This is a genomic window from Brevibacillus sp. LEMMJ03 (assembly GCF_007197875.1).
Lineage (GTDB): Bacteria > Bacillota > Bacilli > Brevibacillales > Brevibacillaceae > Brevibacillus > Brevibacillus thermoruber.
Window position 1 is genome coordinate 102,158 of record NZ_VKJN01000011.1, and the last position, 12,459, is coordinate 114,616.

Annotated in this window: 15 protein-coding genes, 1 pseudogene and 1 riboswitch; of the genes and pseudogenes, 11 read left to right on the forward strand and 5 right to left on the reverse strand. The window is 57.3% G+C overall.

Translation table 11 applies throughout. The annotated features are described in order from the left end of the window. Positions 1-117 precede the first annotated feature (117 nt). Positions 118-768 carry a YktB family protein gene (locus FOI68_RS15130; RefSeq protein WP_029099900.1) on the reverse strand — a complete coding sequence of 217 codons (651 nt, stop codon included), beginning with the start codon at positions 766-768 and terminating at the stop codon, positions 118-120. Positions 769-1,173: 405 nt separating this feature from the next. Between FOI68_RS15130 and FOI68_RS15135 the strand changes: the two are divergent. The 5 genes and pseudogenes from FOI68_RS15135 to speD form a co-directional block, all read left to right on the forward strand. Beyond that, positions 1,174-1,455: pseudogene (locus tag FOI68_RS15135) on the forward strand (hypothetical protein); the annotation flags it as partial. Positions 1,456-1,659: 204 nt separating this feature from the next. Continuing rightward, entirely contained in the window at positions 1,660-2,313 is a 654-nt protein-coding gene (locus FOI68_RS15140) for an endonuclease III domain-containing protein (RefSeq protein ID WP_185973964.1), read from the forward strand. 77 nt (positions 2,314-2,390) lie between these two features. Then, positions 2,391-2,915: a DUF4446 family protein gene (locus FOI68_RS15145; RefSeq protein ID WP_065066866.1), complete on the forward strand. Its 525-nt coding sequence runs from the start codon at positions 2,391-2,393 to the stop codon at positions 2,913-2,915. 324 nt (positions 2,916-3,239) lie between these two features. Further along, the gene (locus tag FOI68_RS15155) at positions 3,240-3,836 is read left to right on the forward strand and encodes a hypothetical protein (protein WP_143863654.1); all 597 of its coding nucleotides are present in this window, start codon (positions 3,240-3,242) and stop codon (positions 3,834-3,836) included. Positions 3,837-4,072: 236 nt separating this feature from the next. Then, positions 4,073-4,477 carry an adenosylmethionine decarboxylase gene (gene speD, locus FOI68_RS15160; RefSeq protein ID WP_029099905.1) on the forward strand — a complete coding sequence of 135 codons (405 nt, stop codon included), beginning with the start codon at positions 4,073-4,075 and terminating at the stop codon, positions 4,475-4,477. A gap of 115 nt (positions 4,478-4,592) precedes the next feature. Here speD and FOI68_RS15165 read toward each other — a convergent pair whose 3' ends face one another. Continuing rightward, positions 4,593-5,177, reverse strand: a complete 585-nt coding sequence (locus FOI68_RS15165) for a YhcN/YlaJ family sporulation lipoprotein (protein ID WP_143863655.1) — start codon at positions 5,175-5,177, stop codon at positions 4,593-4,595. A gap of 134 nt (positions 5,178-5,311) precedes the next feature. Between FOI68_RS15165 and typA the strand changes: the two genes are divergently transcribed. Continuing rightward, on the forward strand, positions 5,312-7,153 hold the full coding sequence (gene typA, locus FOI68_RS15170) for a translational GTPase TypA (RefSeq protein WP_143863656.1): 1,842 nt from the start codon (positions 5,312-5,314) through the stop codon (positions 7,151-7,153). 93 nt (positions 7,154-7,246) lie between these two features. On the opposite strand, the gene FOI68_RS15175 is transcribed toward typA, so the two are convergent. Both FOI68_RS15175 and FOI68_RS15180 read right to left on the reverse strand, forming a co-directional pair. Then, complete coding sequence (locus FOI68_RS15175) at positions 7,247-7,726, reverse strand: glutathione peroxidase (RefSeq protein ID WP_143863657.1); 480 nt, start codon at positions 7,724-7,726, stop codon at positions 7,247-7,249. Between the two features lie 78 nt (positions 7,727-7,804). Continuing rightward, positions 7,805-8,035 (reverse strand): hypothetical protein, encoded by a 231-nt coding sequence (locus tag FOI68_RS15180; RefSeq protein WP_029099908.1) that lies wholly within the window; start codon positions 8,033-8,035, stop codon positions 7,805-7,807. Between the two features lie 167 nt (positions 8,036-8,202). On the opposite strand from FOI68_RS15180, the gene FOI68_RS15185 reads away from it, so the two are divergent. The 4 genes from FOI68_RS15185 (at position 8,203) to FOI68_RS15200 (ending at position 11,261) form a co-directional block, all read left to right on the forward strand. Further along, complete coding sequence (locus FOI68_RS15185) at positions 8,203-9,063, forward strand: deoxyribonuclease IV (protein WP_044899524.1); 861 nt, start codon at positions 8,203-8,205, stop codon at positions 9,061-9,063. Between the two features lie 3 nt (positions 9,064-9,066). Next, the gene (locus tag FOI68_RS15190; RefSeq protein ID WP_029099909.1) at positions 9,067-9,393 is read left to right on the forward strand and encodes a YlaH-like family protein; all 327 of its coding nucleotides are present in this window, start codon (positions 9,067-9,069) and stop codon (positions 9,391-9,393) included. 10 nt (positions 9,394-9,403) lie between these two features. Further along, complete coding sequence (locus FOI68_RS15195) at positions 9,404-9,676, forward strand: hypothetical protein (RefSeq protein WP_029099910.1); 273 nt, start codon at positions 9,404-9,406, stop codon at positions 9,674-9,676. Positions 9,677-9,884: 208 nt separating this feature from the next. Further along, positions 9,885-11,261 carry a hypothetical protein gene (locus FOI68_RS15200; RefSeq protein WP_143863658.1) on the forward strand — a complete coding sequence of 459 codons (1,377 nt, stop codon included), beginning with the start codon at positions 9,885-9,887 and terminating at the stop codon, positions 11,259-11,261. Positions 11,262-11,264: 3 nt separating this feature from the next. On the opposite strand, the gene FOI68_RS15205 is transcribed toward FOI68_RS15200, so the two are convergent. Further along, positions 11,265-11,597 (reverse strand): DUF5665 domain-containing protein, encoded by a 333-nt coding sequence (locus tag FOI68_RS15205; RefSeq protein ID WP_029099912.1) that lies wholly within the window; start codon positions 11,595-11,597, stop codon positions 11,265-11,267. A 150-nt stretch (positions 11,598-11,747) separates the two neighbouring features. On the opposite strand from FOI68_RS15205, the gene FOI68_RS15210 reads away from it, so the two are divergent. After that, positions 11,748-12,206 carry a pyridoxamine 5'-phosphate oxidase family protein gene (locus tag FOI68_RS15210; protein ID WP_029099913.1) on the forward strand — a complete coding sequence of 153 codons (459 nt, stop codon included), beginning with the start codon at positions 11,748-11,750 and terminating at the stop codon, positions 12,204-12,206. A gap of 89 nt (positions 12,207-12,295) precedes the next feature. Then, positions 12,296-12,411: riboswitch (SAM riboswitch) on the forward strand. Positions 12,412-12,459 lie beyond the last annotated feature (48 nt).

A 12,459-nucleotide genomic window follows, 5' to 3' on the forward strand; every position in this document is an offset into this window, starting at 1 on the left:
CGGTACCGCTAGTGTTCCCGGCTCTCGTCCGGTATGCGAGAAACGAAAAAAAAGAACAGGCACTCGCTTTTTGCGATAGAAAGCGGACCTGTTCTTTTGCATATATCTTCACTACCCTTATCGGGAGGCGGCCAGCGAACCGGGCCTGCACAGGTTGTACAGCCTGGTCAGCACGGTGAACGTTTCGTCCAAACGCTGCAGCAGCTTGCCGCCGTCGGCCAGCACCGGATCGTGCCGGTCGATGGTGATGCCGCAGAGAATTTCCGCTTTTTTCACGGTCGCAAGCCTGTCCACCAGCTTGAGGACGCCCTCACGTCCCAGTTCGGCCTGCGGGGTGCTGTCCGGCTGGGTGTGGTCGGGGGACCAGCGGAAATCGTCGGGGACGATCTGAAGGATCTCGTGCAGATGCCGCTTCATCGACTGGCTGATCTCTTCTTTCACGGGCGATTCGTAGATGACGGCGTACCAGACAAACAGGTGCGTGCCCCACAGCCCCACCTGAAAATGCGGGTGCTTTTTATACCCGCGCTTGTCGTGAGCCCAGGCCACCCACGTATCGTTTGGCGGATTGACGGTCCGGCGGGCGTGTTTGGCCACATGGTAAAACATTTCGCTGCCGCACGCCAGGGAGAGCGTCGGGGCGAAATGCCGGCCGAGCGCTTCCAGTTTCGGGCGGATGACGGTTTTAATCGCCTCCATCCGGTTATCCAGGCCGTCAATGGCGAATACGTCAAAGTCTTCCTGGTGAAATCCTGCAAACGTCGTCACGCAACAGACACCTCGATTCGGACGGTCTCGCGCGCTGCCCGCGAGAAACGGGCAGGCGTCCCCGTCAAGGGAGCTTGTAATCCCCCATATGATAACATAACACACCGGAAAAAAATACACGCCGGGAAATGAATAGCAAACCAAGCCGCAGAATAATATGATATACCACTCGCTCCCGTATGCAGCAGCATTGTCTGAGTATTCTGTGAATGGGGGTGGATGAACCACGACAGGGAACTGGAGTTTGGGGAGCTGGCAGGTTGGTTTGGCCGGACCACCGGCACGCGATGCGGCACGCTCTCGGAAGCGGGAGCAGCGTCTCGTGAAGGGAGTCCTTCGGGCAGTTTCTTTTCCGCGTGAACACCCCCGACGGCATGTCCGAATGAACGTACCGGCACCTCGCCGGTGAAGCGCATTCGGCGGGAAGAGGCCGTCAGAACAGTGGAAACAAAAGGAGCTGAGAAAACAATGATCTACGAAAAGGCTTGCAATGTAACCATGGATCAGGTGATTGCCGCTCTGAAACGACGCGACGCCGAAGAACGCATACCCGTCCTGCGCCTGGAACTGGACTACGAACTGGCCACGCTGTACGATGCGCTGCAGGAGAAAGACAAGGTGCAGATTCGCAGATCAACCGAACGCTTGAAGCAGCTCCGCCGGGAGATGCTGCTGCTGGAAGCGTAACAAACGACTGGAGGAACGCACAGGAAGATGAGTCTCGTTCATGTTCATAGGGAATGAAAAAAAGCGACATCTCGTCATGGAGGGTGTCGCTTTTTTTGGTCCCGGAATGAAAGACGGGCTTCATTTATAGAAGCGTTTCGTCACATCCGCTCGCCCTGTCCTGCTACAATGAAAGGGAAAAGCGTCTGCGGGAGGGACGAGCGCATGTGGAAGCGCATATACGACACGTTGGAGCGGACATTCCCGTCGTTTGCAGTGGATGAGTGGTGGGGGGTGACCGATCCGTTCGCCCGCATGGCGGGGAGCGTGCTGGTGCAGAATACGACCTGGACCAATGCGGAAAAAGCGCTTGACAGGCTGAGAGAGGCAGGGTTGCTGGAGCCGGCGGCATTGGCTGGCGAGACGGCCGAACGCCTGGCGGAGGTGATTCGTCCGGCCGGGTTTCAGCGGGCGAAAAGCGCCGCGCTTCTGGGACTGGCCGGGTGGGTCCTGAAGCAGGGCGGAGTGGACAGGCTGCGCCGCTCGGCAGACGGCACGGACGAGCTGCGCCGGCAGCTTCTGCTCTTGAAAGGGATCGGGCAGGAGACGGCGGACACGATCCTGGCCTACGCGCTGAATCGGCCGGCAATATCCGGGGACGCCTATTCCCGTCGATTGTGGCAGCGGCTGACCGGGGAAGTGCTCTCCTACGAACAGGTGCGGCGGGCCATTCTGGCGGAGCTGACGGAGGCGGAAGACCTGCGCCGGCTGCACGGCCTGATCGTGGAGCACGGCAAGGCGTTTTGCCTGAAGCGTTCTCCCCGCTGTTCGGCCTGTCCGTTTGCTGACGATTGCCGAGATTTTCATGATTCCATTTGAATTGCCTGACCGGACGGAGGTACAATAGTAGAGGATTTTGGCAATTTACGCACCACCAGAAAGGAAGAAAACGTCACATGGAACCACTCCTATCATTGACGGCCGGCACACCGCTCTTGCTGTTGGCCGTGCTCGCGTTCAACGTCCTCCTGCTCGTGCTCTGCATCATGCAGTCCGTGCGGATCAAACGGCTGCGCAAATCGCTCAACCGGCTGCTGGCGGGGACGGGCGGCGCCAACCTGGAAGAGGGCATGTACCGGCTGATGGACGAAGTGGACGAGGTGAAAAAGCGGCAGGATGACCAGCAGTTTACGCTGAACCGCCTGTCGCAGCGCGTCGCCGGCCAGTGCGCCAACGTGGCGCTCGTCCGCTACAACGCGTTCGGCGATCTCGGCAGCGACCTGAGCTTTTCGCTTGCCATCGTGGACGACGCGCAGAACGGCGTGGTCGTCACCAGCATTTACGGACGGGATGAATCGCGCATGTATGCCAAACCGGTGGAGCGCGGCGAATCCCCTTATCATCTCTCCGAGGAAGAACGAACGGCCATTCGCAAGGCGATGAACAACAGCGCTGGCCGACTGGACGAAAAAAGCCGGTAAATCCTACAGGATTGGCAAGCATTGCGCAGAATCAGGGAGTTCTTGTTCCCTCCTCGCCATTTCCTGCGGATATTTGGTCTTTTTGCGAAAATTCATCCGCTTTTGGATCAAGACTTTTGCCTGCGCATCGTGTATAATAAAAGTGTCAAGGACGGTTTAATTACAAAAAGTAGGTGATCCGCCTTCATTACCCAAATCGATTTTCGATTCACGGGGCAAGGCCAGGTTCTACAACGTTCCTTTGTTGACACGTAGCGTATCTCCTCAATTGGCAGTCGTTATCGTCTGAACGAGCCAGGAATTCAAAAGAATTGAGGAGATAGTATGGCACAGCGTTTAGCAACCAATTACGCCAAGGCCTATTTCACGATGAACGAAGAAGAGCTGAACCGATTTGTCGCGCTCTTCGCCAATGAACACATTTCAGTCGATGTCAAAGTATGCGACAACGGCGATCGTGACGTTTTGCTGACGGATCAGAACGGGGAGATCCAACTGACCTTCCACCGGACTGGCAACCGTTATTCGTGTGAAAGTTCCTACCTCATCCGAGACTTGCAGTTGGCCAACGCCATGCGAAAAGCCATGAAAACGTTTCGAGGCCACGGAATCGTGCACCGAATCTACGACGGATTCACGGTCGTCTACCATTACGACGAAGGCTCCGTCGTGAGCATTCAGGAAGTTTCCGGCGACGAAGAGGTGTCCATCTTCGAAAACACCAATGCAAACGTTGCGCGGGAATTGGAGTCTCTGTTCCGGCAGATGGGCAGCGAACAGGAGATTGAATCGATTCGCCAAGAGACGGATCGATGGCTGGATTTGCGTAATTGGGCAAAGAGAACGGCCCCGGAAAAGGTCAATGCGATTGACCTTCGACTAGCCGCGTTGTCACGACGATTGTTTCAATTGGAAGCGTAAGAATACGCAAAAAATGGGCGCATACGCACCCATTTTTTGTTTTCCTGGTTTTTCTCCAAAAAAAGTATTGTCAATTGGGCAGAAGCATGGTATGTTTGTTTTCGTTGGAAACAGGATTAGGAACCAGGATTCACTTTAAAGGGTGGATGACATGAGGGAAACCGCCCCCGTTAGTGAATGACGCAGGTCCTAGCGATGTTTAACATTACACTTGCTAGGAAGGGGGAAACCGAAAGATGGAATACTCGACTTTCGGAAGACACGTTGCCGTTGACACATGGGGAGTTCAGTTTGATTTGTTGAACGACGCCGAATTTTTAAAGAAAGAAATGATCGAAGCTGCTGAAGCGTGTGGCGCCACCGTGTTGGGTGTGCAAGCCAAGCAGTTTTCTCCTCAAGGGGCTACCGTTCTGGTTCTCCTCTCGGAAAGCCACCTGTCCATTCACACCTATCCCGAGCGCGGATTTGCCGCGCTGGACTGCTACACCTGCGGCGAAACCGTCGATCCGCAAGTGGCGATCGACTATCTGATTTCCGTGCTGAAGCCGGAAAAAGTGTACGCGAAGAAACTGGTGCGCGGCACCGGCGAACTGCAAGTGGCCGAACCGGAAATCAAGCCGTTCGAAGTAGCAAGCAAGTAACAATCGCAAGGAAAGCCAAGAGGTGCGGAATCATCCGCACCTCTTTTACGTCAGCACTGCCCCGGATGGGCGGAGGGGCTTCTCCACAGCCATCCCCGGGAGACGGAACAAAGACTCAGCGGAAAGGTGCCGTCACCGTCCGGCCCAAATCGCGGATCAGCATGCCGAAGTCGTTGGCGGCGTTGGTCAGGTTGCCGGCCACGGTGTTTGGTCCGGTCGTAAGCGTGTTGGCCGCGCCGCGCAGGCCATCACGCACGGTGTTGTTAATGGTGCGGATGCGGGTGAACATGCCGCTGTCAGAGGTGACGCGAATGTTCAGGTTCGGCGCTTCCTTCCGCACGGCAGCGTGAACCTGCCGTTCAATCACCTTTCGCTGCTGCACATTGGCCACGTTGGCACGCGTGCGAATGCCGACGACAGCATCTGTCCCGTATATGGCGGCGGTGGCCGCTTCTACGCCGGGAACGCTGTCCGCGGCCTTCGCGATCCGCTCCGCCAATTGGTGGTTAAACCCTTGCGCGGTGAAGCCGTTGCGGTAATGGTTAACATCGTATCGCTGCGTGTTCGGAACGGGTGCCGGCGCCGTATTAGGCGTTCCCTGCGTCCGCGGTTTGGTCGGGGGAGCCGCGCCGTAGTTGGCACACCCGGACACGGAGGCTGCAACAACCAGTCCGGCGACAGCGCACATCCATTTGTTCATGGTAGCCACCTCCTGCGCTTAGTATGTCCGGGAAACATGCCGATACTCAGGTAGGGATTGGACGTAAAACTGCCCGTTGTGCCGTGTTTCACGACCTGATATTATGAAAGGTATGCATACCAGAGGAGGTACACATGAAGCGTCTTGACATACGCAACATTGCGATTATTGCCCACGTCGACCACGGGAAAACGACGCTGGTCGACAAATTGCTGATTCAATCGGGGACGTTCCGCAGCAACCAGCAGGTGGAGGAGCGGATGATGGACTCCAACGATCTGGAGCGGGAGCGCGGCATCACCATTCTGGCGAAAACGACGTCCGTCAAATACAAGGAGTATACCATCAACATCCTGGACACGCCGGGCCACGCCGACTTCGGCGGCGAGGTGGAGCGGATCATGAGCATGGTGGACGGCGTTCTGCTCATCGTCGACGCCTTTGAAGGCTGTATGCCGCAGACCCGCTTCGTGCTGAAGAAAGCGCTGGAAGCAAAGGTGACGCCGATCGTGGTCGTGAACAAGGTGGACCGGGAAAACGCCCGTCCGCAGGAAGTGATCAACGAAGTGTACGATCTGTTCATCGACCTGGACGCGACCGAAGAGCAGCTGGAGTTTCCCATCGTGTACGCGTCCGGCCTGCAGGGAATTGCGGGCATGGCGCCGGATCAATTGGAAGGCGACCTGCGTCCGCTGTTTGAGACGATCATCGCGCACATTCCGGCGCCGGAAGCGGATGAAGAGTCGCCGCTGCAGATGCAGGTCACGATGCTGGATTACAACGACTTCCTGGGCCGCATCGGCATCGGCCGGATTTACCGCGGGACGATCAACGTCAACGACATGGTGGCCGTCGTCAAGCGAGACGGCTCCGTCAAGCGAATGCGCGTGCAGAAGCTGTTCGGCTTTTCCGGTTTGCAGCGCGTGGAGCAAAAGACGGCCAGAGCGGGGGACATCGTGGCGATCGCCGGACTGGAGGACATCAACGTCGGCGAGACCGTCTGCCACGTCGATCATCCCGACCCGCTGCCGCTGCTGAAAATTGACGAGCCGACCCTGCAGATGACCTTCCTCGTCAACAACAGTCCGTTTGCCGGACGGGAAGGCAAACACGTCACCTCCCGCAAGCTGCGCGACCGGCTGATGGCGGAGCTGGAGACGGACGTGTCGCTGCGCGTGGAGGAGACCGATTCGCCCGATGCGTTTATTGTTTCCGGCCGGGGCGAGCTCCATCTCTCCATCCTGGTGGAAAACATGCGCCGGGAAGGGTTTGAGCTTGCCGTCTCCAAACCGGAAGTGATCGTGCGGGAAATCGACGGCCAAAAAATGGAACCGGCAGAGCGTCTGATTATCGATGTGCCGGAGGAGTACACCGGTGCCGTCATGGAGACACTGGGCCAGCGCAAGGCGGAGATGGTCAACATGATCAACAACGGCTTCGGCCAGGTGCGAATGGAGTTCATCATCCCGTCCCGCGGGCTGATCGGCTACCGCACCGAGTTTTTGACCATTACCCGCGGATACGGCATCATGAACCATTCGTTTGACAGCTATCGTCCGTATGTACCGGGCAGCGTGGGCGGCCGCCGTGCCGGCGTGCTGATCTCCAACGAGACGGGAACGGCCACCACTTACGGTCTGATGTCCGTCGAAGACCGCGGCGTGATGTTTATCCAGCCGGGGACAGAGGTGTACGAGGGCATGATCGTCGGCGAGCACAACCGGGACAACGACCTGACCGTCAACGTCTGCAAGGAAAAGCACGCCACCAACGTCCGCTCGGCGACGAAGGAAGAGACGGTGAAGATGAAAACCCCCCGTCTGCTCACCCTGGAAGAAGCGCTGGAGTATCTGAACGACGACGAACTGTGCGAAGTGACGCCGCAGTCTGTCCGCCTGCGCAAGAAGTACCTGACCAAGTCGGAGCGGGAGCGCTACGAAAAGCAAAAACGCTGGGAAGCGCAGACGCAGGCGTAATGACAATGGAAAAAAGCCGTACTGCCCGAAAAAGGCAAGTACGGCTTTTCGTTTTTTTTTCATCATGCGGTTTGACCATGCCGATCGTTTGGATCAATCGTTCAGATACCGTTCGACCTCATCCGCCAGTTCCTCCGGCTGCACGCGCGGCTCGAAGCGTTTGACGACGTTTCCGGCACGGTCGACGAGGAACTTGGCGAAGTTCCACTCGATGTCCTGGCCTTCGCCGTTGGGGGCGTTTGCCTTCAGGTACTGGTAGAGCGGATGGGCGTGGGGGCCGTTGACGTCAATTTTGAAGAAAACGGGGAAGGTGACGCCGTACGTCCGGTCGCAGAAGGCGGCAATCTCTTCGGCTGTGCCCGGTTCCTGGCCGGCAAACTGGTTGCAGGGAAAGGCCAGCACGACCAGACCGCGGTCGCGGTAGCGCTCGTACAATGCCTGCAGCCCTTTGTACTGCGGAGTCAGCCCGCATTGGCTGGCGGTGTTGACAATCAGCATGACCTTGCCTTTGTATTCGGCGAGCGTTTTCTCCTCGCCCGTGACGGTCGTCACCGAAAAATCGTAGATGCTCATGGGAATCCCACCTCGATTGGCTCGTCTTGTTCCTGTGTCCACTATACCATTGGCAGAAAAAGGTTTCCAGCCATTTCGCTACAGTTGTTTCAGAATCGTCAGTTCTTCCTCGGCGAGGATAATCTGCTGCAGCGATTCCGTTCCGTTTCGCACGGTGCTTTGCAGGACGCGGACCACGCCGTCCTGATTTTGCACGACAATCGTTCGCACTTCGCCCAGACCGCTCTTTCGCACCGAGTCGTACATGGTGCTGTAGGCGAACCGTTCCTGCAGGAATTGCACGCTGGCCATCGCTTGCGTATGCTTCACCCGTTTCCCTCCCGCTCTGCTGAATGGTCACTACTTAATAGGTAAGCGGACTGATCGTGCTTTATGATACGATTTGCCGCTGCGGGCGGGGGTTTATCCGTTTTGACAGGGCACGGGCCAACTGATAAAGTTAAATGGACAGATTTTATCGTGGGAGTGAAACCAGATTGAAAATCGGATGCCATATCAGCGTCGGCAGGGGACTGGAACAAGCGGTCCTGCGCGCCATTGAGCTGGGGGCGGAATCGCTGCAGGTGTTTACGAAAAACCCGCGCGGTCTGCGCCCGAAAAAAATTGACTACCAGGACGCGACCAAAGGGGTGGACCTGCTGCAAAAGCACGATCTCACCCTGGTCTGCCACACCCCGTACATCACCAACCTGTCCACGCCCAAGCCGGACCTGCAGGAAGTGACGATTCGTTCGATTTTGGAAGATTTGCATATTGCCGAAGCCTACGGGTCGGTCGGCGCCGTGGTGCACTGCGGCAAGCACGTCGGCGAGGGGGAGGAATACGGGACAAAACGGATGGTGGAGACGTTGGACCTGATTCTCGAGCAGTACGACGGCCCGGTCAAGCTCCTGCTGGAAAACACGGCAGGCCAAGGCTCCGAACTGGGACTGACGATCCGGGATCTGATGGAGATTCGCGCCGCCACCCGTTTCCCCGAGAAAATCGGGTTCTGCTTCGACACCTGCCACGCCTTTGCCGCCGGGCAGTGGAGAGGGGAGACGTTTGACGAACTGCTGGAAGAGATGGAGCGGACAGGCTATCTGGAGCACCTGGTGGCGATCCACTTCAACGACAGCAAGGCGCCTTTCGCCAGCCGGAAGGACCGCCACGAAAAAATCGGCAAAGGGGAGATTGGCAGCGAAGCGCTGGCCAAATTCCTGGTGAGCGACAAGCTCCAGCACCTGCCTGTTGTTCTGGAAACCCCCGTGGAAGACGAGCGGGAGTACGCAGACGAGATGGTGTACCTGCACGAACTGCGCCGCGAGGGCCTGGCCGCTGCGGGGCAGGAGGGGTGACGCATGGAGTGGCTTGAGCTTGCTTCCACCTATGCGCCTGCCGCACCGGACCAGTTGTCGGCGTACGACAGCTTTCGCTTGTGGGCGGACCACAACCGCACCTGGATCATCTTTGTCCAGTTGATCATCGTTTACTATCTCGGGTTTGCCACCCGCTGGCGCATGCCCATTCTGAAAACGCTCCTGCTGTATGTGCTGCTCTTTATGGGCGCGCTGATTTTCGCCATTCTGGACGTGCAGCTCCCGGTGAAAAGCGCACTCCTGGTCGCCATCGCCATTCTGGTGATCGTCAAGGTGCGGATCAAGCCGGGGGAACGCGAGAGTAAGTGAGGGAGCAGCCGTGAAGCGGGAGGACGCGCTCTACAACTGGCTGCAGATTCAAATCGTCGCCGACGCGCGGCCGGACGACCGATCCGCTCTGGATACGGCCGCGTTTTTCGCGGACATCCTGAGGGACGACCACCAGGCGCAGGAATGGGAGTATCGCCGCGAAGGGGACTGGTACGTGGTCCGCTGCGTCTTCGCCCACGAAGTGTGGGAACGCCGCTATCCCGCAGAAGAAGCGGAATCGCTGCTGGCTGCGATCGAAAACGAACCCAGGTATAACGAGTAGAATATGCACGGGGCTCCGCCGAGCCGGATGAACGGGCGGGGCCGCGTGACCATTATCCCCGTCTCTTCGACAGAGGCGGGGTTTTTGTGTCTTTCGTCCCAATATGGCGAAAGCGTCCCCGTTTTTGGCCGTTTTTGCAACCTTTGCAAGGAACCCCCCGTCTGTTAGGGTGTCCAAGGCAAGCAATACGTAGAAAGGAGAAGGCATCATGAAGAAAATGGGAACCAAGCCCGTATTGGCAGTCGTGACTGCCGCGGCGCTCATCGGGGGAGTGACACCGCTCCTGGCCGACGCGAGCACCCTCGGAACCGAAACAAGCGGCACCAAAGTTGTCATGAACGATGAAAGCAAACAAGTCACCCGATACAATCTGAAAGAGCTGGCGGCAAACGATCCGGCGACCTTGAACATGCTGCTGAAAACGCAGGCCGACCACCTGTATCTGGTCGTAAAAGAGATCGGTCTGGACGCCAAAATGCAGACGTACATCGAGGAGCATCCGGAAGAGTGGGAGCGCGTCTACCGCGAACACTACGCCGACATTTACCTGGAAGTCCGCTTTGACGTCAACAATCAAGGCTTCGTCAGCGTGAAGCCCGAGACCCACAACCAAACCACGTACATCAAAGGGAAAGTGTCCGACAATGTGACCAAAGTGGTCGTCGACAAGCCGAACGGCGGCACGATCGAAGTCGTTCCCACCGCGGAGGATACGTTCACCGTCAGCTTTTCCGCTATCGTAAGCGCCACGCCGCAGTACGCGACGGTCAAGGCGTACGTGGGCGACAAGCTGGTGGAAACCCGCAAGCTGCAGGTAAACACGGGAACCGCCGTGGAGACCGACGTGCTGATTCACGCCTTGGCGCTGTTGGATGGGAACAAACAGGAACTGAAAGTAAACGGCATCATCAGCCAGGAAGCGGACAAGGTGGTCGTGAAGTACGACGGCAAAACCAAAGAGGCGGACGTGAAAAAGCTGTGGAAAGGCGTCGGCTCTTACTCCGTCACCCTGAAGGGCGTACAGGCCGGCAAAGGCAAGGCGCTGGTCGAAGCCTACAAGGCCGGAAAGAAAATCGATTCCGAATCGGTGGAGCTGAAGGTAATCAACGCCGCTGACAGCGACAAGCCGCACAGCTACCGCATCGAGGGAACCGCTTCGATTAATGCAAAAGAGAAACAGATTCGCGTGAAAGGAAGCATTGACGGCCTCGACGATGAGGGCGGCAAGGGCAAGGTGAAGCTGTACGTCGTGGCGCCGGACGGCAAAAAGCACGAGGTAAAGGTGGATGACGACGAGTTTGAGGTGAAACTGAGCTACAAAAACCGCTCCTACAACGCGAAAGCGGTACACCTCGAGCTGTACCTGGACGGCAAGCTCGTGGCCCAAGCCGACATTCCGCACAAAACGCCGGTCAACGGCGATGACGACGAGGAAGGCAAGGGGGAAGGCAAGGACAAGGATAAGCATCCGAAAGGCAACGCCTACGGCTATTGGAAAAAGCACGGCCATGACGACGAGGACAACCATGGCGGCAAGAACAACCATAAAGACGGCGACGACCGCGACGAGGACGATGACGAGTAAGGCTTACGGCCGATAGGCTTGCACGTAATCGATCAACTGGCGGATGTAATCGCCGATGATCGGGACGGACAGGAACTGGCTGAGGAAGGAGCCGAGCAACGCCAGGACAATGGCCGTGCCGATCGTCAATCCCAGGCCCCGGGCAAGACCTGCGAGGAAGTTGATCCACAGCAGCTTGCTCGGGGCCGTATAGTTTTGAATCACGTCGGCCAGACGGATATCCTCCAGAAAGAGGGCGATTTTGTCCATCCGTTCGTTCAGTTTGCGCACTTCCTGAAGCTCTGCCAGCAGTTCGTCGATCTTGGCCAGCAAGCGGTCGGTGGGGGATGGGGGCATGCGGCTCTCCTCCTGTCTCGCGATCGTTCCCATTACGTATCAGTGTAGGAAAAAAACGGTGGAGAATCAAGGCGCCGGACGGAAAGGTTTGCCTATCGCCAGGCGGGTGGGTACAATAGACGTACATTCCCTTTTCAAGGAGGCATCGGAATGGCTGAAACCGTTTCCCAAACGCTTTCGGAGGAACTGTTCGCGCTTTTGCAGCAGGAGCGTTTTCTCACACTCGGGACCATCGACCACGAGACCGGCGCTCCGTCGCTCAGTTCCCTTTCCTGGACGTTTGCGCCGACGCCGCAGTTGATCCGTTTCGCGGTAGACAACCGCTCCCGCATTTTGGCCAACATTGCCAAGGAACCGCAGGTGGTGTTGCATTTGATCGGGGCTGGTTCCTCCTATGCCATCAACGGCAGGGCGACGATCAAAACGGAGCGGATGGAGAATGTTCCGCTGAAGCTGGCCATGGTGGAAGTGGCCATCGAGGCGGTTCGCGACGTGATGTTCTACGGCTCCCGCATCTCGGTCGAGCCCCAATATGAAAAGACGTACGACAAAAATGCGGCGGCCAAGCTGGACAACCAGGTGATGACCGCATTAAGGAACGCACAGTGATCGGGTACCAACGAGATGGAAAAACGGGTTGACAGGTACTTCCGATTCCGGTAGTATAAGGTCAACCAAAAGCAAATTGCATAGCAAACTTCTTATCCAGAGAGGCGGAGGGACTGGCCCGATGATGCCCGGCAACCAATCACCTGTGTACAGGGGGATACTGGTGCTAATTCCTGCAGAGTGTAAACGCTCTGAAAGATGAGAAGGATTTGCTTACGTGAGCGTAAACAAAGCCTTCTTTTCAGAGAAAAGA

What these genes read in the sequence shown, in the direction of transcription:
- FOI68_RS15140 (WP_185973964.1), top strand. Translation starts at nt 1,660, where the DNA reads ATGTGGAAGCGCATATACGACACGTTGGAGCGGACATTCCCGTCGTTT.
- FOI68_RS15145 (WP_065066866.1), top strand. Translation starts at nt 2,391, where the DNA reads ATGGAACCACTCCTATCATTGACGGCCGGCACACCGCTCTTGCTGTTG.
- FOI68_RS15155 (WP_143863654.1), top strand. Translation starts at nt 3,240, where the DNA reads ATGGCACAGCGTTTAGCAACCAATTACGCCAAGGCCTATTTCACGATG.
- speD (WP_029099905.1), top strand. Translation starts at nt 4,073, where the DNA reads ATGGAATACTCGACTTTCGGAAGACACGTTGCCGTTGACACATGGGGA.
- FOI68_RS15165 (WP_143863655.1), bottom strand. Translation starts at nt 5,177, where the DNA reads ATGAACAAATGGATGTGCGCTGTCGCCGGACTGGTTGTTGCAGCCTCC.
- typA (WP_143863656.1), top strand. Translation starts at nt 5,312, where the DNA reads ATGAAGCGTCTTGACATACGCAACATTGCGATTATTGCCCACGTCGAC.
- FOI68_RS15175 (WP_143863657.1), bottom strand. Translation starts at nt 7,726, where the DNA reads ATGAGCATCTACGATTTTTCGGTGACGACCGTCACGGGCGAGGAGAAA.
- FOI68_RS15190 (WP_029099909.1), top strand. Translation starts at nt 9,067, where the DNA reads ATGGAGTGGCTTGAGCTTGCTTCCACCTATGCGCCTGCCGCACCGGAC.
- FOI68_RS15200 (WP_143863658.1), top strand. Translation starts at nt 9,885, where the DNA reads ATGAAGAAAATGGGAACCAAGCCCGTATTGGCAGTCGTGACTGCCGCG.
- FOI68_RS15205 (WP_029099912.1), bottom strand. Translation starts at nt 11,597, where the DNA reads ATGCCCCCATCCCCCACCGACCGCTTGCTGGCCAAGATCGACGAACTG.
- FOI68_RS15210 (WP_029099913.1), top strand. Translation starts at nt 11,748, where the DNA reads ATGGCTGAAACCGTTTCCCAAACGCTTTCGGAGGAACTGTTCGCGCTT.